Raw genomic sequence first — 20,350 nt, forward strand, 5'->3', positions numbered from 1 at the left:
CACCCGAAGGTGCTAATCCGGGGGCGCCCGTATGGCCTCGTACGAAAATGTGCCCCACTTCGCGGGAGGGGCCCACCTATTCTCCCCCTTCGGTACCGGTGCGATTCCGGTAGCGGCTTTCACCGCCCAGGGGAGGAGAGCGCCATGCGGGAACTGCACCCTGCGGCGCGCGGCCTCGTGCTGTGCACCGTCCTCGCGGCCTGCGCCTGCACCGCCCCCGTCTTCCTCGAACCCGCCGCGGCCGCCGCCGCGACCGGCGGCACCGCCTCCGCCCGGCCGTCCGCCGTGCTCCTCGCGCTGCTCTTCCTCGGCTGCGAGCTCGCCCGGGTCTGCCCGCTGCCGGGCGGCCGCCGCGCCCCCGAGGGCACCGGCCCCTTCTTCCCCGTGCTGCTCGCCGCCGCCTTCCTGCTGCCGCCGGCCGCCGCCGCGCTCGTCGCGGTGCCCGGCGCTCTCGCGGGGCCGGCGGGCCGGCCGCCCGCCGCGGTGCGCCGCGCCTGGCACGCCGCCCAGCAGGCCGTGGCCGCGTGGGCCGCGGGGTGGACGTTCGCCCTGCTCGGCGGGCCGGCCGCACTGCCCGGCGGGCCGGGGCAGGCCGCCCCCGGCGTCGCCGACTTCCCGTACGCCCTGCTCCCCGCAGCGGCCGCGGCCACCGTCTTCAGCCTGGTCCTGACCGCCCTCGACGGGGCGGTCCTCGCCGCCGCCGAGCGCCGGCCCGCCCGGACCGCCTGGCGCGGCCTGCTGGGCCGGTCCCTGGCACCGCACTGCGTGCACGGCCTCGCCGGGCTGATGACGGCCGTCCTGTGGCGCAGCCCGTACGGGCTGCCCGCGGCCCTGCTCGTCCTGCTGCCGATGTACGTCTCCGCCTGGGTCTTCGGCCGCTACCACCACGAGCGGGCCGCCCACCAGGCCACGATCCGGGCGCTGGTCCGGGCCGTCGACCTCAAGGACCGCTACACGCGCGGCCACGGCGAGCGCGTCGGACAGGCCTCCGTGATGATCGCCCGCGAACTGGGCATGGCCGGGGACAGGCTGGAGACCGTCCGCATCGCCGGGATCCTCCACGACATCGGCAAGCTCGGCGTCCCCACCCGGCTGCTGCGCAAGGCCGGACCGCTGACGCCGCAGGAGCGCCGCGTCATCGAGCTGCACCCCGAGTACGGGCACGAGATGGTCCGCGGCATCGGCTTCCTCGGCGAGGCCCGGTCGGCGATCCTCCACCACCACGAGCGGGTCGACGGCTCCGGGTATCCGTACGGGCTGACCGGCGACCAGATCCCTGTGCTGGCGCGGGTGGTGGCGGTCGCCGACGCCTTCGACGCGATGACCTCGACCCGCTCCTACAGCCGTGCCCGGCCGGTGCCGGCCGCGCTGGCCGAGCTGGAGCGGTGTGCGGGGACCCAGTTCGACCCGGCCATGGTGCGGGCCCTGGTCGACGCCGTCGGCCGGCACGGCTGGCACCCCGTCGCGGTGGGGGCCGCCGCCGAGGCCGACCTCCCGCCGGGCGCGCCCGGCGCGGGCGGCCCCGGAGCCGGCCCTGCTGCCGGGCCCGGGCCCCGGCCGGCCCCGGTCACCGCTTCCGGCGGGGCCGGCGCCGCCCCGGCCACTGCTGCCGGGCCGGCCCCGCTGTCCGGGCTGCCCGGGATGCCCGCCCAGGGCCGGGAGGCCGGCCGGACGGCCGCGGCCGAGGGCGGCGACGGCCCGTGAGGGGCAGGAGGGCATGGGGAGCATGAGGGGCATGAGGGGCGCGGGCGCCACCACGTGGGCCGTGCGCGCGGCCGCCGCCGTCCTGGCCGCGGCGGGCCTCGGGCACACCCTGTGGCACGGTCTGGTCGAGCCCGGCACCGCCCTGGCCTTCGGCGCCCTGATCGCCCTCGGCGAGCTCGCCTGCCGCGACACCGCGCCCGCCCGCGGCCGCGCCTCCGGGCAGCCGCCGGCCGCGGACCGCCGGCCTGCGCCGCTCGGCGCCGCCGGGGCCCTCGCGTACGCCCTGCTCGGCCGGGTCGCGGCGCAGCCCGCCCACCACGGCGTGCTCCAGACCGTCGCGGTCGTCGTGGCCGCCACGCTGGTCGGGATCGTCCCGCACATCGCCCGCGGCCGCGGGCCCGCCGCCGACCACCTGGCCCGCCGCGTCCTCACGACCGCCTTCGCCGCGGCCTGCTGCCGGCCGCTGTACAACGCCGGGCGCCTGGAGCAGTGGCTCGGCCAGGGCTCCGGGCCGGTCCTCCACCTCCTCCTCGTCCTCGCCCTGACCGCCCTGTGCGACGCCGTGCTCGCCGCCGCCCCGGCCCGGTCCCGCACCGGTCGGCCGTACGGGCCGCTGCTGCGCGACGAGCTGCGGGCCCGGCCGGGCATCGGCGCGGCCGTCGGCGCCACCGGGGCCGTGACGGCCCTCGGCACGGCCGCGGCGGGGCTGTGGGCGCTGCCCGTCTTCTGCGTGCCGCTGCTGCTGACCCAGCTGTCCTTCCACCGGATCGGCGAGGTCCGCACCGCCTACCGCCAGACCATCACCTCCCTGGCCCGCGCCACCGAGGTCGCCGGCTGCACCCGGCCCGGCCACGCCCGCCGGGTCGCCGCGCTGAGCTGCGCCGTCGGCCGGGAGCTGGGGCTGTCGGAGCGGGAGCTCACGGTGCTGGAGTACGCCGCGCTCATGCACGACATCGGCCAGCTGTCCCTCGTCGACCCGGTCCCGGGCGGCGCCACCGCCCTCCTGCCCGCCGCCGAGGCCCGCCGGATCGCCGGGCTCGGCGGGGAGGTGGTCCGCCAGACCGGGGTGCCCGCCGAGGTCGCCGTCGTCGTGGAGCGGCAGGCGGACCCGTACCGGGAGCAGCCCGTCGCGGCGCGCATCGTGCGCGCGGTCAACGCGTACGACGACCTGGCCGGCGGGGCCCGTCACCCGGGTGGCTCACTGGCCGCCCTGGAGCAGCTGCGGCTGGGTACCGGGCGCGACTACCAACCGGAGGTCGTGGAATGCCTCGCAAGGGTTCTGGCCAGGGGTGGACGTGACAGAGTTGTTCCCGTTCGACCTGGGTAACCCATGGGTAATGAGCGGCCGTCCGAGTGGGCATGGTTGGATGCCAGTAGGAGCGTCCGTGGGTGTCCGCAAGGCTGCACCGTTGTCCCCAAGCAGGCGGGAATCGTGAGGATCTTCGGGAAGGTACGGCATCGGCCCTCCGCCTCGTGGCGGCAGGCCACCGACCGCGCGTTCACGCTGATCGGCGACGGTCGGTACGAGGACGCGGGCGCCCTGCTGACCAGAGCCGCCGACCTGGAGCCCTGGCTCTCGGAGTCCTGGTTCAACCTGGCCCTGCTGCACAAGTTCCGCCACGACTGGGAACAGGCGCGGGCCGCCGGACTGCGGGCCGTGGCCCTGCTGGACCGCGAGGCCGGCGCACCGGACTGGTGGAACGTGGGCATCGCCGCGACCGCGCTGCAGGACTGGCCGCTGGCCCGGCGCGCCTGGCAGGCGTACGGCCTGAAGGTGCCCGGCGACCCGCACGGCAAGGGCGGCGAACCGGTGGGCATGGAGCTCGGCAGCGCCGCCGTCCGGCTGTCGCCCGAGGGCGAGGCCGAGGTGGTCTGGGGCCGCCGGCTGGATCCGGCCCGCATCGAGGTGCTGTCGATCCCGCTGCCGTCCTCGGGGCGTCGCTGGGGCGAGGTCGTCCTGCACGACGGCGTCCCGCACGGCGAGCGGGTCACCGCGGCCGGCCCCTCGTACCCGGTCTTCGACGAGATCGAGCTGTGGGCCCCGTCCCCGGTACCGACCTGGGTCGTGCTGCTGGAGGCGGCCTCGGAGGCGGACCGCGACGCCCTGGAGCAGCTGGCCTCCGACGCGGGCTTCGCCGCCGAGGACTGGTCCTCCTCGGTGCGGCTGCTGTGCCGGACCTGCTCGGAGAGCGTCATGCCGAGCGGCGAGGGCGACGGCGAGCACCTGGACCCCCACGACCACAGCGAACCCGGCCACCCCGGCCCGCTCGGGCACCGGACGGCGGGCTCCGGCTCGCTGTGGGTCCCCGAACGCGAATGCGGCATCGCCGCGCCCGCCGGACTGGTGCGCGGCCTGCTCGACGGCTGGGTCGCCGACAGCCCGGACACCCGCGAGTGGCGGGATCTCGAAGAGGTCTGCTGATTGCTGCACGTAGGCTGTACGGGCACACCAGTGACTTCAGGGAAGGCGTACGCGGGACATGGCGCAGCAGGAGAACGAGGTCCTCAAGGTCGATGACGACGGTTACGTCGTGGACACCGAGGACTGTGAGGCGCGTGAACTCGCCTACCGGGAGCGCGGCACGGCCCGCCCGATCACGGTCGTCGGCAACCCGGTCCTGCACCGCGAGTGCAAGGACGTCACCGAGTTCGGCGACGAACTGGCGCAGCTGATCGACGACATGTTCGCCAGCCAGAAGGCCGCCGAGGGCGTGGGCCTGGCCGCGAACCAGATCGGCGTGGACGCCAAGGTCTTCGTCTACGACTGCCCGGACGACGAGGGCGTGCGCCACACCGGTGTCGTGGTCAACCCCAAGCTCGTGGAGCTGCCGGCCGCCTCCCGCGTGCTCGACGACTCCAACGAGGGCTGCCTGTCGGTCCCGACCGCCTACGCCTCCCTGGCCCGCCCGGACTACGCCGAGGTGACCGGCCAGGACGCGCAGGGCAACCCGATCAAGGTCCGCGGCACCGGCTACTTCGCGCGCTGCCTCCAGCACGAGACCGACCACCTGTACGGCTACCTGTACATCGACCGGCTCTCCAAGCGGGACCGCAAGGACGCCCTGCGCCAGATGGCCGAGGGCACGCCGCGCTACGAGACCGTCCCGAACGAGTAGCAGGGAAGTCCCCGAGGCAACAGCGGACCGGCCGGGAGCCCAACAGGGCCCCCGGCCGGTCCGGTGGTGCGCCGGCGGTCCGTGGGAAGGACCGCCGGGTCCCGCAGTCCGCGTCCTAGAAGTCCTCGTCCAGGTCGACCGTGCCCTCGACGGCGACCTGGTATGCCGACGGGCGGCGCTCGAAGAAGTTCGTCAGCTCCTGGACACCCTGCAGCTCCATGAAGGAGAACGGGTTCTGCGAGCCGTACACCGGCGCGAAGCCGAGGCGGACCAGGCGCTGGTCGGCGACGCACTCCAGGTACTCGCGCATGGACTCGGTGTTCATGCCCGGCAGGCCGTCACCGCACAGGTCGCGGCCGAACTGGAGCTCCGCCTCGACGGCCTCCTTCAGCATGTCCGTCACCTGCTGCTGCAGTTCGTCGTCGAAGAGGTCCGGCTCCTCCTTGCGGACCGTGTCCACGACCTCGAACGCGAAGTTCATGTGCATGGTCTCGTCGCGGAACACCCAGTTGGTGCCCGTCGCCAGGCCGTGCAGCAGACCGCGGCTGCGGAACCAGTACACGTACGCGAAGGCGCCGTAGAAGAACAGGCCCTCGATGCACGCGGCGAAGCAGATCAGGTTCAGCAGGAAGCGGCGGCGGTCGGCCTTCGTCTCCAGGCGCTCGATCTTCTCGACCGAGTCCATCCACGTGAAGCAGAACTGGGCCTTCTCCCGGATGGACGGGATGTTCTCGACCGCGGCGAACGCGGCGGCGCGGTCGTCCGGGTCGGGCAGGTAGGTGTCCAGCAGCGTCAGGTAGAACTGGACGTGCACGGCCTCCTCGAACAGCTGGCGCGACAGGTACAGGCGCGCCTCCGGGGAGTTGATGTGCTTGTACAGCGTCAGGACCAGGTTGTTCGCCACGATCGAGTCGCCCGTGGCGAAGAACGCGACCAGGCGGCCGATCATGTGCTGCTCGGCCGGCGTCAGCTTCGCCAGGTCGGCCACGTCCGAGTGGAGGTCGACCTCCTCCACCGTCCACGTGTTCTTGATCGCGTCCCGGTAGCGCTCGTAGAAGTCCGGGTAGCGCATGGGGCGCAGCGTCAGCTCGAAACCGGGGTCGAGCAGGTTCTTGTCGGGCGTGGACGTCACTGGCAGGCCTCGCAGGACTCGGGGTTCTCAAGGGAGCAGGCCAGCGCTTCGGCGTCGAGGGCCTGCGGGAGCGGGGAGGAGGGGGTGGCGGCGGCCGGGACGGCGGCCCCGCCGGACGCCGCGCGGGCGATCTTCGTCGCCGGGCGCGAGCGCAGGTAGTACGTGGTCTTCAGCCCCTGCTTCCAGGCGTACGCGTACATCGACGACAGCTTGCCGATCGTCGGCGTCTCCATGAACAGGTTCAGCGACTGCGACTGGTCCAGGTACGGGGTGCGCGCGGCGGCCATGTCGATCAGACCGCGCTGCGGGATCTCCCACGCGGTGCGGTACAGCTCCCGGATCTCGGCCGGGATCCAGCCGAAACCCTGCACCGAGCCGGAGGAGTCGCGCAGCGCCTCGCGGGTCTGCGCGTCCCACACGCCGAGCTTCTTCAGGTCCTCCACCAGGTAGGCGTTGACCTGGAGGAACTCGCCCGACAGCGTCTCTCGCTTGAACAGGTTGGACACCTGCGGCTCGATGCACTCGTACACGCCGGCGATCGAGGCGATCGTCGCGGTCGGCGCGATGGCCAGCAGCAGCGAGTTGCGCATGCCGGTGGTCGCGATCCGGGCGCGCAGCGCCTCCCAGCGCTCCGGCCAGGTGAGCTCGACGTCGTAGTGGTCGGGGTGCAGCACGCCCTGCGCGGTACGGGTCTGATCCCAGGCCGGGAGGGTGCCGTGCTTCTCGGCCAGGTCCGCGGAGGCCTCGTAGGCCGCCAGCATGATCCGCTCGGCGATCCGCGTGGAGAGGGCCTTCGCCTCGGCGGAGTCGAAGGGCAGGCGCAGCTTGAAGAACACGTCCTGCAGACCCATCGCGCCCAGGCCCACCGGACGCCACTTGGCGTTGGAGCGGCCGGCCTGCTCGGTCGGGTAGAAGTTGATGTCCACGACCCGGTCGAGGAAGGTCACGGCGGTGCGGACCGTCTCGTCCAGGCGCTCCCAGTCCATCTCGCCCGTGTCGGAGAGCACGAAGGCGCCGAGGTTGACCGAGCCGAGGTTGCAGACGGCCGTCTCGCCGTCGTTGGTGACCTCGATGATCTCGGTGCACAGGTTCGAGGAGTGGACCACCGTGCCGGGCAGCGCGGTCTGGTTGGCGGTCCGGTTGGAGGCGTCCTTGAACGTCATCCACCCCTGGCCGGTCTGCGCGAGGGTGCGCATCATGCGGCCGTACAGGTCGCGGGCCGGCATGGTCTTCTTCGCCAGGCCCGCCGCCTCGGCCTTGACGTACGCGGCGTCGAACTCCTCGCCGTACAGGTCGACCAGCTCGGGCACGTCGGCCGGGGAGAACAGCGACCACTGGCCGTCGGCGTTCACGCGGCGCATGAACTCGTCCGGGATCCAGTGCGCCAGGTTCAGGTTGTGCGTGCGCCGGGCGTCCTCACCGGTGTTGTCGCGCAGCTCGAGGAACTCCTCGATGTCCGCGTGCCAGGTCTCCAGGTAGACGGCGGCGGCGCCCTTGCGGCGGCCGCCCTGGTTCACGGCGGCGACGGAGGCGTCGAGGGTCTTCAGGAACGGGACGATGCCGTTGGAGTGGCCGTTGGTGCCCCGGATCAGCGAACCGCGGGCGCGGATGCGCGAGTACGACAGGCCGATGCCGCCGGCGTGCTTCGACAGCCGGGCCACCTGGTGGTAGCGGTCGTAGATGGAGTCGAGCTCGTCCAGCGGGGAGTCCAGCAGGTAGCAGGAGGACATCTGCGGGTGCCGGGTGCCGGAGTTGAACAGCGTGGGCGAGGACGGCAGGTAGTCCAGCCGGCTCATCAGCCGGTACAGCGAGGCGACTTCCTCGACGGCCTGGACGCTGTCGTTCTCGGCCAGGCCGCAGGCCACGCGCAGCATGAAGTGCTGCGGGGTCTCGATGACCTGGCGGGTGATCGGGTGGCGCAGCAGGTAGCGGCTGTGCAGGGTGCGCAGGCCGAAGAAGCCGAAGCGGTCGTCGGCGCCCTCGGCGAGGGTGTGCTCGACCAGCGCGTCGAGACGGGCCGCGTGCTGCGCCACGAACTCGGCGGTGCGGTCGGCAATCAGGCCCTCGCGGTGGCCGACCGCGACGGACGCGGAGAAGGAGGTGGCCCCCTGGCCCGCGGCCTCCTCGGCGACGGCGAGCGTCAGCAGCCGGGCGGCCAGGCGGGAGTACGCCGGGTCCTCGGAGATCAGGCCCGCGGCCGCCTCCGTGGCCAGCCCGCGCAGCTCGGCCTCGTCGGCGCCGGCGCTGCGGCCGCGCAGCGCGGCGGCGGCGACCCGGCCGGGGTCGGTGTCGGGGAGGTCGGCGGTCAGCTCGGTGAGGGTCCGCAGCAGCGCGGCCCCAGGGCCCCCGCCCTCGGTTCCGTTGTCGGACGGGTCGGACTCGGCGCGCGGTGCGGAAGGCGCGATGGTCACGGGGGGAGCTCTCCCTCGCTCGGCTCCGGGAGACCGGCGGCGGGGGAGCGAGCGGGCGCACGCGGGCAGGGGCCCGCCAGGGCAGCACCGCGCGGCGTCCACCGGCCCAACCGCGGGGCCCGGACGTGGTCGGCACCCGGGTCGGTCGATCCGGGCGCACCGTCGGCAGGTCCTCGGACTTCGGTGACACCGATGGAGGCGTACGTCATACCGTTGCGGGACAGTTCCGGATTCGCACCGGATTCCCCTGCGTCGACAGCGAGGATGAGCATACATGTGGGGGGGCCTGTCTGTGCGACCCCCTAGATGTTGTGTCGGGCCCTTGCTGAGCGTGGTGTCACAGCTCCAGCCGGTAGGTGAGCAGCGTGAGCGCGGGGATCGGCGACCAGTCCAGTTCCGGGGTGCGGACGAAGCCCAGGCGGGCGTAGATCCGCTGGGCGCCGCGCATCGCCGGCTGGGTCGACAGGACGATGGCGGTGACCCCTTCGAGGGCGCGGGCCCGCTCGATGCACGCCCGGACCAGGGCCTCGCCGACGCCCTTCCCGCGGGCCTCGCGGGCCACGGCGAGCATCCGGAACTCGGCCTCGTGCGGCCCGGCGACGTCGGCGAGCGGGCTGCCGGGCGCGGCGAAGGTCACCCCGCCGAGCACCTGCCCGTCCTGCACGGCGACGAGCACCTCCCCGGCGCCGGCCCGCCCCGCGACGTCGCGCAGCACGTTCAGGTAGGTGTCGTCCTCGTTCTGGTCGAGCAGCCCGTCCCCGGTGTAGGCCTGCCCGGTGATCTCGCCCAACCGCCCGTATTCCGCGGGCTCGGCGGCCCGGATGTCGATGTCCATGCCACCGAGTCTGCCGGACGGGTGCCGGCGCCCGGCGCTATCGTCGGAAGCAGCACCGTCGAGGAAGGCGAGCGAGGCATGAGCATCATGACCGACCGACGTCCCCACATGTTGACTGAGGAGTTCGAGACCCTCGCGCGTATAGCCGCCAGAGAGGTGGAGGGGCTGCGGCTGGAGTTCATCGACGGAAAGCTGGGGGTCAAAGCGGTGCCTGACGGAGATCACGACCGCATCGTTGTGTGGCTCTCGCGCATGTGCATGCAGCACCGGCCCGAGGTGTGGCTTCATGTGGAACGTGGCCTGAAGGTCGAGCAGTACCGCTCCGGTCGGGCACGCCCGGATGCGTCTCTTGCCCCGGACGGGGCATTCGAAGGGCAGGGGGAGTGGGCTGACCCCGCTCCCGTCCTGATGGTTGTCGAGGTCACCTCGTACGACTCCGACACCGACGAACGCGATCGCAAGGAGAAGCCCCGCGCCTACGCGGCGACAGGGATCCCCGTGTATCTCCTCATCGACCGGGACAACTGCCTGGTGCACGTCCACAGCGAGCCCGACGGGCAGCTGTATGAGACGGTCCGCACTGTCCCCTTCGGCAAGGACGTCGAACTGCCCGACCCTGTCGGCTTCACCTTCCCGACCGAGCCCCTCAAGGACTGGGTGCGCTGAGCCGGTGCGCGAGAAGGGCCCCGCCGATGCGGCGGGGCCCTTCGTCGTACGCGGGACGGCTCAGCAGCAGCGGAAGCCCGTGCGGGGGTCCGCCTCCCGGGCGTCCGTGCGGGCGCGTTCGAAGGCGCGGCGGGTCATGACCTCGGCGGCCGGGTCGTGGGAGCGGGCGTGCGCGACGTACCGGTCGTACGCCGCCTCGCCCGAGAACTCCCGTACGTAGTGCCGGGCCTTCGCCAGCGCCCCGCGGACGCCGCGGACCCGGCTCACGCCACCGGCTCCTTCGCGCGGCCGCCGCCCGAGTCCAGCCCCGCGGCGGCGAGCTCGGCCCGCTCCTCGGGCGTCGCGATGAGGCCGGCCGGGGCGATGATCTTCGACTCGGTCCACGGGACCTCGGACAGGCTGACCGCCCCCGGGTTGCGGACGGCCTTCAGGCAGGTACGGGCCGCGTCCAGCAGCACGACGACGATCAGGGCGGCGAACAGCGCCGACAGCACCCCGTCGACGGTGGCGTTGGTGACGATGGTGTGCATCTCGCCCGTGTTCTTCGCGGGCTTGAGCACCTGCCCGGCGTCGATGCCGGCCTGGTACTTGTCGCGCTGGGCGAAGAACCCGACCTTCACGTCGTCCGAGAAGATCTTCTGGTAGCTCGCGGTGAGGGTGACGGCCACGTCCCACGCGAGCGGAACCCCCGTCACCCAGGCCCACTTCAGTCGCCCGGACTTCACCAGCAGGGTCGTGCAGACGGCCAGGGCCACGGCCGCGAGCAGCTGGTTCGCGATGCCGAACAGCGGGAAGAGCTGGTTGATGCCGCCCAGCGGGTCCTTCACGCCGACCCACAGGAAGTAGCCCCAGGCGCCCACGACGAGCGCGCTCGTCACCCACACGCCGGGCTTCCAGCTGACGTCCTTGAAGGACTTGTGCACGTTGCCGAGGGTGTCCTGGAGCATGAACCGGCCCACGCGGGTGCCCGCGTCGAGCGTGGTGAGGATGAACAAGGCCTCGAACATGATGGCGAAGTGGTACCAGAACGCCTTCATCCCGGAACCGCCGAGCACGGAGGAGAAGATCTCCGACATTCCGAGTGCGAACGTCGGCGCACCGCCCGTACGGGAGAGCAGGCTGGCCTCCTCCACGTCCTTCGCGGCCTGGGCGAGGAACTCCGGCGAGATGGCGAAGCCGAAGTTGCCGACCGCCTGCGAGGCGGTCTGGACGGTCGCGCCGACGACGCCGGCGGGGGAGTTCACCGCGAAGAACAGGCCGGGCTCGATGATCGTGGCCGCGATCATCGCCATGACGGCGACGAAGGACTCGGTCAGCATGGCCCCGTAGCCGATGACCCGGACCTGGGTCTCCTTCTGGATCATCTTCGGGGTGGTGCCCGAGGAGACCAGGGAGTGGAAGCCCGAGAGGGCGCCGCAGGCGATGGTGATGAAGACGAAGGGGAACATGGACCCGGCGAAGACCGGGCCGTCGCCGCGGGCGGCGAAGTCGGTGATCGAGGGCATCTTCAGCGTCGGCATGGCGATGACCACGCCGAGGGCGAGCAGCGCGATGGTGCCGATCTTCATGAAGGTGGAGAGGTAGTCGCGCGGGGCGAGCAGCATCCACACCGGCAGCACCGAGGCGACGAAGCCGTACGCGACCATCCAGATGATCAGCGTCTCCTTCTCCAGGGTGAAGGTGGACGCGAGGGAGGACTCCGCCACCCAGCCGCCGGCGACGATGGCGAGCAGCAGCAGGGCGACGCCGACGACCGAGACCTCGGTGACCCGGCCCGGGCGCAGCACGCGCAGGTAGAAGCCCATGAACAGGGCGATCGGGATGGTCATGCCGATGGAGAACACGCCCCAGGGGGAGTGGGCCAGCGCATTGACGATGACCAGGGCCAGCACCGCCAGCAGGATGATCATGATGGCGAACACGGCGACCAGGGCGGCGGCTCCGCCCACCGGACCGATCTCGTCCCGGGCCATCTGGCCGAGCGAGCGCCCGTCGCGCCGGGTGGAGAAGAACAGGGTCACCATGTCCTGGACGGCACCGGCGAAGATGACGCCGGCGACGATCCAGATGGTGCCCGGCAGATAGCCCATCTGCGCGGCGAGCACGGGACCGACCAGCGGGCCCGCACCGGCGACCGCGGCGAAGTGGTGGCCGAACAGCACGCGCCGGTCGGTGGGGTGGAAGTCGACACCGTTGTCAAGGCGTTCGGCCGGGGTGGCCCGGGTCTTGTCCACCTTCAGGACCCGCTGGGCGATGAAGCGCGCGTAGAAGCGGTAGCCGATGGCGTACGAGCCCAGCGCCGCGGCGAGCAGCCAGGCGGCGGAGATCTCCTCACCGCGCGAGAGCGCCAGCATGCCCCAGCCGATGGCCCCGACGAGGGCGACGAGCACCCACACGGCGACCGACTTCGGCGACATGCGGCCCGATGCGGAAAACGAGTCCGGGCCCGTGCCCGAACTCGCCGCGTTCCGCTCTGTACCTGTTGCTTCCGGTTCCGGCATGATCCTCGTCCCCTCGTTGATCATCTGCGAAAGTGCAGGGAATCTACGGGGGCGCGCCCGATGAACGTAAGCCCCCGTCCGTATAGCGGAACGAGAGTCAACTACGGATCAGACGGCGGGGCGCTGCAGTCGGGCAACGAACTTGTATCGATCGCCGCGGTAGACCGAGCGGACCCATTCCACCGGCTCGCCGTCGGCGTCCAGGGAGTGGCGCGAGAGCATCAGCATGGGCAGGCCGACGTCGGTGCCGAGCAGGCCCGCCTCCCGCGGGGTGGCCAGGGAGGTCTCGATGGTCTCCTCCGCCTCGGCGAGGCGGACCCCGTACACCTCGGCGAGGGCGGTGTAGAGGGACGTGTACTTGGCCAGCGACCGGCGCAGGGCCGGGAAGCGCTTGGCGGACAGGTGGGTGGTCTCGATGGCCATCGGCTCGCCGCTGGCCAGGCGCAGCCGCTCGATGCGCAGCACCCGCCCGCCGGTGGCGATCTTGAGCAGCCCGGCCAGGGTGTCGTCGGCGGTGACGTAGCCGATGTCCAGGAGCTGGGAGGTGGGCTCCAGTCCCTGGGCCCGCATGTCCTCCGTGTAGGAGGACAGTTGCAGGGGCTGGGAGACCTTCGGCTTGGCCACGAAGGTGCCCTTGCCCTGGATGCGCTCCAGCCGGCCCTCGACGACGAGCTCCTGCAGGGCCTGGCGCACGGTGGTGCGGGAGGTGTCGAACTCGGCGGCGAGGGTGCGCTCGGGCGGTACGGGGGTGCCGGGGGGCAGCGTTTCCGTCATGTCGAGCAAGTGCCGCTTGAGTCGGTAGTACTTGGGTACGCGCGCGGTGCGAGTGGCCGCCCCGCCCTCCGGCTCGGTGGTCGCCCCTTCGGTGGCCATCGCCGCCCGCCTTCCCGACTCCAGTTTCGCTGCCGTCACCGGCTCCTCCGATATGTGCGGTCACATGGTGACACGGGTGGGAGGGCGGCCCTCCGCCCTCCCCCAGGTGTCGGTCCGGTAACGGACCCGGCACCCGATCATTAGACCCTTGACACCCCCAAAGGTCTAGGCCAAGCTCCCGGTTACTGGTCTACACCAATATGGATCAGATCCCGGCCCCACGGGCAGTACTTCGTACAGGTGTCACCGCGGCGGGCGAGGGAAGTTGCAGGCAGCATCCCTGAGGAGGGTGGCGTGAAGCGCAAGCTCATCGCGGCGGTCAGTGTCGCGGGCATCATGGCCGGTGTCGCAGCGTGTGGCAACGGGGGCGACGACAAGGGCAAGACCGACGCGGGCGGCGCCAAGGAGATCACCGTCTGGGTGATGGACGGTTCCGCGCCCAAGGCCTGGATCGACGAGGTCAACAAGGAGTTCTCGGCCAAGCACCCCGGTGTGACGGTCAAGGTCGAGGTGCAGGCCTGGAAGGGCATCCAGGAGAAGGTCACCACCGCCCTCAGCGAGAACACCCCGCCGGACGTCCTGGAGCTCGGCAACACCCAGACCGCCGGCTACGCGGTCACCGGCGGCCTCGCCGACCTCACCAAGGACAAGGGCAAGCTCGGCGCCGACGCCTGGCAGAAGAGCATGCTCGAGTCGGCCGAGTACGAGGGCAAGCTCTACTCCGCGCCGTGGTACGCGGCCAACCGCGTCGTCGTCTACGACAAGAAGGCCTTCGAGAAGGCCGGCGTCACCCCGCCGAAGACCCGCGACGAGTGGATCGCCGGCCTGGAGAAGCTGAAGGCCTCCGACCCCTCCGCGCAGCCGATCTACCTCCCCGGCCAGAGCTGGTACGTGCTCGCCGGCCTGATCTGGGACGAGGGCGGCGAGCTCGCCGTCAAGGACGGCGGCAAGTGGAAGGGCCAGCTCGGCACCCCGCAGGCCGCCTCCGCGATGGAGTTCTACAAGAAGCTGCAGTCCTACTCCACCGCGCCGAAGGACAAGGACGAGGCCACCCCGCAGCAGTCCACCGACGTGGTCCCCAAGGGCGGCGTGGCGTCCTGGATCGGTCTGGGCTGGGAGGCCGGCGGCGCCGAGAAGGCGCTGAAGGAGGCGGGCAAGGAGGCCGACTTCGGCTACTTCCCGATCCCCGGCAAGACCGCCGACAAGCCCGGCACCGTCTTCCTCGGCGGCTCCAACCTCGCCATCGCCGAGCGCTCCAAGAACAAGGAGCTCGCCAAGGAGTGGCTGGCCCTGGCCGCCGGCAAGGACCAGATGACGAAGTTCGCCGCCGAGGGCAAGGGCGCGTCGCTGCCGAACCAGGCCGCCGCCAACTTCACCCCGGCCGCGGGCTCCTTCGCCGAGGCGATGGGCAAGGCCGGCGCCAACGGCCGGATCACCCCGGTCACCCCGGGCTGGGCGAACGTCGAGACCGAGCCCAACCCGATCAAGGAGTTCATGACCAAGGTCCTGAAGGGTGAGGACGCCGCCAAGGCGGGCGCGGAGGCGGACAAGGAGATCGCGAGCCGCATCAACAAGTAGGGCCCGCGCAGCACCGAGCGCAGCACCCCTCAGCACCCGCAGCACCCAGCGCAGCACTCCGCAGTACCACCCGAGCACCACCCGCAGTACCGGCAGTGAAGCACCGGGGGGTGCGGCAGGCGCCCACGGCGTCCGCCGCGCCCCCGGTCGCGCATGGAGCCACAGTCAACCGCGAGGAAACCAAGACATGACCGTGCACTCCCAGGGGGCGGCGACCGCTCCACAGGACGCACCGCACCGGGCCGGAAAGTCGCTCTCGGGTCGACTGCCGTACCTGCTGGTCGCCCCGGCCGTCCTCAGCATGGCCGCACTGCTGCTGTACCCGCTGGCCAAGAACGTGGTCCTGTCGTTCCAGAAGGTCGACAAGATCGAGTTCATCCAGCGCAAGGCGCCCTTCAACGGGGTGGAGAACTACACCCGGCTGCTGGGCGACTCCCACTTCTGGACCGTCGTCGTCCGCACCTTCGCCTTCACGGCGGCCAACGTCGCGCTGATCATGGTGATCGGCAGCCTGCTCGGCCTCCTGCTGAACCGCCTCGGCACGTGGATGCGCCTGGTGCTGTCCCTGGCCCTGGTGATGGCCTGGGCGATGCCGATCGTGGCGTCCGTCACCGTCTTCCAGTGGCTCTTCGACGAGCAGTTCGGCGTCATGAACTGGGTCATGCGCACGCTCGGCTTCTCCGGCTACGAGCAGCACAACTGGTTCGAGACCGGCTGGTCCACCCTGGTGATCGTCACCGTCCTGGTGGTCTGGGGCTCCGTCCCCTTCGTCGCCCTCAACATGTACGCGGGCCTGACCACCGTCGGCGCCGAGCTGTACGAGGCGGCGCGGATGGACGGCGCGAACGGCTGGCAGACCTTCTGGCAGGTGGTCTTCCCCCACCTCAAGCCGTTCTTCCTCGTCACCACCTTCCTCGAGGTGATCTGGGTCTTCAAGGCCTTCACCCAGGTGTACGCGATGAACCGCGGCGGCCCCGACCGGGCCTCCGAGACCCTGCCCGTCTTCGCCTTCGTGGAGGGCCAGAGCCAGGGGCACTACGCCCTCGCGGCGGCGATCTCCGTCCTGACGATCGTGATGCTCGTGGTCGTCATGTCCTTCTACTTCCGCCTGATCCTGAAGCAGGAGGAGGAGCAGTGAGCACCACCACCGCGCCGAAGCCCGCCCCCGCCGCCGCCTCTTCCCCCGCCGGGCCGGCCCGCCCGGCGCAGAGGCTGCGCACCCGCCGCCCCGTCCGCCCGGCGGCCGTCGCGAAGAACCTCGGCGCCCTGCTCGTGGCCCTGGTCTTCGTCTTCCCCGTCTACTGGATGTTCTCCTCGGCGTTCAAGCCGTCCGGCCAGATCCTCGCCAAGGACCCGGTCTTCGTCTTCACCCCGACGCTCGACAACTTCACCAAGGCCACCGGCGTCGAGCTGTTCTGGACGTACGTGCGCAACAGCCTGACGGTGACCGTCGGGGCCGTCGTCCTCGCCCTGCTCGTGGCCCTCGCCGCGAGCTTCGCGATCGCCCGGACGAAGTTCAAGGGCCGCAAGGGCCTCGTCCTCGGCGTGATGATGGCGCAGATGGCCCCCTGGGAGGTCATGGTCATCGCCATGTACATGATCGCCCGGGACGTGGAAATGCTGAACAGCCTCGCCCTGCTCACCGCGATCTACTTCGTGATGGTCCTGCCCTTCACCATCTGGACCCTGCGCGGCTTCATCGCCGCCGTCCCCGTGACCCTGGAGGAGGCCGCCCAGATCGACGGCTGCACCCGCGGCCAGGCCTTCCGCAAGGTGATCTTCCCGCTGCTCGCGCCCGGCCTGATGTCCACCTCGCTCTTCGGCTTCATCACCGCCTGGAACGAGTTCGCGATGGTCCTGATCCTCAACAAGGACAAGTCCGCGCAGACGCTGCCCCTGTGGCTGACCCAGTTCCAGACCGCCTTCGGCAACGACTGGGGCGCCACCATGGCCGCGTCCTCGCTCTTCGCGCTGCCCGTCCTCGTCATCTTCGTCTTCCTCCAGCGCAAGGCCGTCGGCGGCATGACCGCCGGCGCGGTGAAGGGATAACGCCACATGACCGTCCTTGCGCACTCCGCCGACACCCTCACCCGGGACGCCCTCGCCGTCCTCCAGCCCGGCTTCGAGGGCACCACCGCCCCGGCCTGGCTGCTGCGGCGGGTCGGCGAAGGCCTCACCGCCGTCGGCCTCTTCGGCCGCAACATCGAAAGCCCCGGCCAGCTCGCCGCGCTCACCGCCCGGCTGCGCGCCGAGCGGGAGGACCTGCTCGTCGCCATCGACGAGGAGGGCGGCGACGTCACCCGCCTCGAGGTCCGCGGCGGCTCCTCCTTCCCCGGCAACCTGGCCCTCGGCACCGTCGACGACACCGACCTGACCCGCGCCGTCGCCCGGGAGCTCGGCCGCCGCCTCGCCGCGTGCGGGGTCGACCTCAACTGGGCGCCGTCCGCGGACGTCAACTCCAACCCCGACAACCCGGTCATCGGGGTCCGCTCCTTCGGCGCCGACACCCACCTCGCCGCCCGGCACACCGCCGCGTACGTCGAGGGCCTGCAGGCCGCCGGCGTCGCAGCCTGCACCAAGCACTTCCCCGGCCACGGCGACACCAACGTCGACTCCCACCACGCCCTGCCGCGCATCGACGCCGACCTGGAGACCCTCGCGGCCCGCGAGCTCGTCCCGTTCCGGGCGGCCATCGCCGCCGGCTCCAGGGCCGTGATGAGCGCGCACATCCTGGTGCCGGCCCTCGACCCCACCCGGCCGGCCACCCTCAGCCCGCAGATCCTGACCGGACTGCTGCGCAAGGAGCTCGGCTACGAGGGGCTGATCGTCACCGACGGCATGGAGATGAACGCCATCGCCGGGACCTACGGCATCGAGCGCGGCTCGGTGCTGGCCATCGCCGCCGGCGCCGACGCGATCTGCGTCGGCGGCGGGCTCGCCGACGAGGCCACCGTCCTGCGGCTGCGCGACGCCCTGGTCGCCGCCGTGCGCGAGGGCACGCTGCCCGAGGAGCGGCTCGCCGACGCCGCCGCCAGGGTCCGCGCGCTGGCCGGGTGGACCCGGGCGGCACGGGCCGCCCACGCCGCGCCGGGCGCGCCGGAGGGGAGCGCGCCCGGCATCGGCCTGGAGGCCGCCCGCCGCGCCTTGGCCGTCCACGGCACCGCGGCGCCGGTCACCGAGCCGTACGTCGCCACGCTCGCGCCCGCCCCGAACATCGCGGTGGGCGGTGAGACCCCGTGGGGCGTGGCCGCCGAGCTGGCCGCGCTGCTGCCGGGGACCGCGTCGGGCGTGTACGGCAATGGCTCCACGGCCGGGGAGATCCTGGCCGCGGCGGGCGGGCGCACGGTGGTCGCGGTGGTCCGCGACGCACACCGGTACCCGTGGATGGCCGAGGCCGTCGACGCGCTGGTCGCGGCCCGTCCGGACACCGTCGTCGTCGAGATGGGCCTGCCGCGGGCGGAGCCGCGCGGCGCGCTGTACCTCGCGACGCACGGAGCCGCGCGGGTCTGCGGCCGGGCGGCGGCCGAGGTCATCGCGGGGGTCTGACCAGCCCCCGGTCCGCACCCGTGCCCCCGGATGGCAGCCGGGGGCACGGGTGTCGCCGGCGGCGTCAGGACATGCTCCACACGGTCAGCCGGGTGAAGAACTCGGGCTTGCCGTCGTTCGGCTCCACCCGGTCGATCCGCATCATCGCGAGCTTGCCCTCGAGGGTGACGGTGCACAGCATCCGGCCCGCGGTGAGCTCCTTGTCGATGGTCGCTGCGTCCAGCCGGCCGGAGAGCGCATTGGCGCCCACCGCCGTGTGGCAGGCGTCGGGGGCGGGGGAGTCGCTCAGGCCGGTGGGGGTGGCGAAGACGATCTCGTGGTTGTTCGGCGGCCCGCCGACGGTGGCGTACGTCAGCTCGATCCGGCCGTTCTGCGCGCCCGACGGGAAGGCGCTGGGCGTGTCCAGGTCGAACTGCGTGTAGCCGGTGGACGGCCAGCGCAGGGCGAAGGCCTGGTTCTCGAAGACCACCTTGTACGTCTTGCCCTTCGGGGCGGCGGCGGACGCCGTGGCAGCGGCCGGGCCCGGGGACGCGGACCCCGAGGCGGACGCGGCCGGCCCCGCGGCGGGGGACCGGTCGCCCGCGCCCGGGTCGGCGGGCTGCCCGGCGGCGCCTCGGTCCGCGCCCTTGTCCGGGGCCTCCTCGCGCAGGTACACGTACCCGCCCGCCGTCAGGGCGAGCAGGGCCAGGGCGGTCACGCCCACGGTCAGCGGCCGGGGCCCGCGGTGCCCGCCCGCCGCCGGGGCCGAGGGCGGGGCAGAGGGCGGGGCCGGCGGTGCCGCCCCCGCGCCGCCGCCGGGCGGACCCCACCCGCCGGTTGCGGCGGCGCCGCCCGCGCCGGGTGCGTACGGCGCGCCCTGCGGCGGCAGCGGCCCGCCGCCCGTGGTGGCCCCGGCCGCCGGGCCGCCGGCCGGAGGCGCGCCCGTCGCGGGGCCCGCGGCCGGCGATCCGGTGCCGGCCGGGGCGTACGGCGGCTGCGTGGTCCCGCCCCCGTACCCGGCCGGGGGAGCCTGCGGCTCCGGCGGCTCCGTCCGAGCCAGCGCCTGGCGCCGGCGCAGGGCGATGTCCCGCGCCACCGGCCCGGGCAGCCAGCCGGCGAAGTCGCGCAGCGGCCGCCCGCTCAGGTCCTGGCACAGCCCGGCCAGTTCGGACGGGGTCGGGCGGGCGTCGGGGTCCGCGGCCAGGCAGTCCCGCAGGATGCCGCGCAGCGGCTCCGGGTACCCGCTCAGATCGGGCGGCCGGGTCGCGGTGTTGGCGATCTGCGTCGCCACGGTGATGGCCCCGGCCTCTCCGTACGGATGGCGGCCGGTCGCGCACACCGCGGCGATCAGGCCGAGCGAGAAGACGTCCGTAGCGGGCGTCAGCGGCAGGCCGCCCGCATGCTCCGGCGACATGAACTGCGGCGTGCCGATGAAGCCCCCGCTGCGGGTGAGTCGGGCGGCGTCGGCGGCCCGCGCGATCCCGAAGTCGATGACCCACGGCCCGTCCGATCCGATGAGCACGTTGCCCGGTTTGAGGTCGCGGTGGATCACCCCGGCCTTGTGCACGGCCTGGAGCGCCTCGGCCGCGCACCCCACCAGCTGGAGCGCCGTCGTCATCGGCAGCGGCCCGTGCAGGTCCAGCACCTCGTCCAGCGGCAGTCCGGGCACGTACGCGGTGGCCAGCCACGGCCGGGGCCCGCTCGTGTCGTGGTCCACGACCGGGACGATGTGGTAGCCCTGCACCTGCCGGGCCGCCAGCGCCTCCTGCTCGAAGCGGCGCCGGAACCCCGGGTCCTCCGCGTACTCGCGGCGGATCACCTTCAGGGCCACGGGCTGGTTGCCGCGGGTCCGGGAGAGGTACACCGCCCCCATTCCGCCCTCGCCGATCCGCGCCAGGAGCCGGTAACCGGCCACCTCCCGGGGGTCGTCGGGGCCGAGTCCCGCCAACGGGCGTCCTCCACCTGTGGTGTTGATGCGATCACCCTCCGTCGTCACGCCGGTGATGCTA

16 protein-coding genes and 1 riboswitch are annotated in these 20,350 nt (G+C 72.6%); of the genes, 9 read left to right on the forward strand and 7 right to left on the reverse strand.

All coding sequences use genetic code 11. The annotated features are described in order from the left end of the window. The first annotated feature begins 144 nt into the window (after positions 1–144). The 4 genes from AB0953_RS09530 to def all read left to right on the forward strand — a co-directional run bounded on the left by AB0953_RS09530 (position 145) and on the right by def (position 4,820). Positions 145–1,704 carry an HD-GYP domain-containing protein gene (locus AB0953_RS09530; RefSeq protein WP_366858828.1) on the forward strand — a complete coding sequence of 520 codons (1,560 nt, stop codon included), beginning with the start codon at positions 145–147 and terminating at the stop codon, positions 1,702–1,704. A 31-nt stretch (positions 1,705–1,735) separates the two neighbouring features. Next, positions 1,736–3,031: an HD domain-containing protein gene (locus AB0953_RS09535; RefSeq protein ID WP_366858945.1), complete on the forward strand. Its 1,296-nt coding sequence runs from the start codon at positions 1,736–1,738 to the stop codon at positions 3,029–3,031. A 105-nt stretch (positions 3,032–3,136) separates the two neighbouring features. Continuing rightward, positions 3,137–4,126, forward strand: a complete 990-nt coding sequence (locus AB0953_RS09540) for a hypothetical protein (protein WP_362171410.1) — start codon at positions 3,137–3,139, stop codon at positions 4,124–4,126. A gap of 58 nt (positions 4,127–4,184) precedes the next feature. Continuing rightward, positions 4,185–4,820, forward strand: a complete 636-nt coding sequence (def, locus tag AB0953_RS09545) for a peptide deformylase (RefSeq protein ID WP_366858829.1) — start codon at positions 4,185–4,187, stop codon at positions 4,818–4,820. 115 nt (positions 4,821–4,935) lie between these two features. Here the strand turns inward: def and AB0953_RS09550 are convergent, their stop codons facing one another. The 3 genes from AB0953_RS09550 to AB0953_RS09560 all read right to left on the reverse strand — a co-directional run bounded on the left by AB0953_RS09550 (position 4,936) and on the right by AB0953_RS09560 (position 9,198). Continuing rightward, positions 4,936–5,892: a ribonucleotide-diphosphate reductase subunit beta gene (locus AB0953_RS09550; RefSeq protein WP_366858946.1), complete on the reverse strand. Its 957-nt coding sequence runs from the start codon at positions 5,890–5,892 to the stop codon at positions 4,936–4,938. A 56-nt stretch (positions 5,893–5,948) separates the two neighbouring features. Next, a complete protein-coding gene (locus AB0953_RS09555) occupies positions 5,949–8,363 on the reverse strand; it encodes a ribonucleoside-diphosphate reductase subunit alpha (RefSeq protein WP_366858830.1) in 2,415 nt (804 codons plus the stop codon). Between the two features lie 168 nt (positions 8,364–8,531). Beyond that, a riboswitch (cobalamin riboswitch) is annotated at positions 8,532–8,610 on the reverse strand. A 90-nt stretch (positions 8,611–8,700) separates the two neighbouring features. Beyond that, the gene (locus AB0953_RS09560; RefSeq protein WP_366858831.1) at positions 8,701–9,198 is read right to left on the reverse strand and encodes a GNAT family N-acetyltransferase; all 498 of its coding nucleotides are present in this window, start codon (positions 9,196–9,198) and stop codon (positions 8,701–8,703) included. Positions 9,199–9,276: 78 nt separating this feature from the next. Here AB0953_RS09560 and AB0953_RS09565 point away from each other — a divergent pair, with 78 nt between their 5' ends. After that, positions 9,277–9,864 (forward strand): Uma2 family endonuclease, encoded by a 588-nt coding sequence (locus AB0953_RS09565; RefSeq protein WP_366858832.1) that lies wholly within the window; start codon positions 9,277–9,279, stop codon positions 9,862–9,864. 60 nt (positions 9,865–9,924) lie between these two features. Here the strand turns inward: AB0953_RS09565 and AB0953_RS09570 are convergent, their stop codons facing one another. The 3 genes from AB0953_RS09570 to AB0953_RS09580 form a co-directional block, all read right to left on the reverse strand. Next, positions 9,925–10,131: a YbdD/YjiX family protein gene (locus AB0953_RS09570; protein WP_366858833.1), complete on the reverse strand. Its 207-nt coding sequence runs from the start codon at positions 10,129–10,131 to the stop codon at positions 9,925–9,927. Then, the gene (locus AB0953_RS09575; protein ID WP_366858834.1) at positions 10,128–12,281 is read right to left on the reverse strand and encodes a carbon starvation CstA family protein; all 2,154 of its coding nucleotides are present in this window, start codon (positions 12,279–12,281) and stop codon (positions 10,128–10,130) included. Before AB0953_RS09575 ends, AB0953_RS09570 begins: the two co-directional genes overlap by 4 nt. A gap of 192 nt (positions 12,282–12,473) precedes the next feature. Continuing rightward, complete coding sequence (locus tag AB0953_RS09580) at positions 12,474–13,238, reverse strand: GntR family transcriptional regulator (RefSeq protein WP_179172853.1); 765 nt, start codon at positions 13,236–13,238, stop codon at positions 12,474–12,476. 294 nt (positions 13,239–13,532) lie between these two features. On the opposite strand from AB0953_RS09580, the gene AB0953_RS09585 reads away from it, so the two are divergent. The 4 genes from AB0953_RS09585 to AB0953_RS09600 all read left to right on the forward strand — a co-directional run bounded on the left by AB0953_RS09585 (position 13,533) and on the right by AB0953_RS09600 (position 18,362). Then, positions 13,533–14,816: an extracellular solute-binding protein gene (locus AB0953_RS09585; protein WP_366858835.1), complete on the forward strand. Its 1,284-nt coding sequence runs from the start codon at positions 13,533–13,535 to the stop codon at positions 14,814–14,816. Positions 14,817–15,003: 187 nt separating this feature from the next. Continuing rightward, positions 15,004–15,954, forward strand: coding sequence for a sugar ABC transporter permease (locus AB0953_RS09590; RefSeq protein WP_366858836.1), 951 nt, complete (start codon positions 15,004–15,006; stop codon positions 15,952–15,954). Between the two features lie 74 nt (positions 15,955–16,028). Further along, positions 16,029–16,865 (forward strand): carbohydrate ABC transporter permease, encoded by an 837-nt coding sequence (locus AB0953_RS09595; RefSeq protein ID WP_366858947.1) that lies wholly within the window; start codon positions 16,029–16,031, stop codon positions 16,863–16,865. 6 nt (positions 16,866–16,871) lie between these two features. After that, positions 16,872–18,362, forward strand: a complete 1,491-nt coding sequence (locus AB0953_RS09600; protein WP_366858837.1) for a glycoside hydrolase family 3 protein — start codon at positions 16,872–16,874, stop codon at positions 18,360–18,362. A gap of 64 nt (positions 18,363–18,426) precedes the next feature. Here the strand turns inward: AB0953_RS09600 and AB0953_RS09605 are convergent, their stop codons facing one another. Next, positions 18,427–20,337 carry a serine/threonine-protein kinase gene (locus AB0953_RS09605; protein WP_366858838.1) on the reverse strand — a complete coding sequence of 637 codons (1,911 nt, stop codon included), beginning with the start codon at positions 20,335–20,337 and terminating at the stop codon, positions 18,427–18,429. Positions 20,338–20,350 lie beyond the last annotated feature (13 nt).

This window comes from Streptomyces sp. NPDC046866 (assembly GCF_040704625.1).
Lineage (GTDB): Bacteria > Actinomycetota > Actinomycetes > Streptomycetales > Streptomycetaceae > Streptomyces.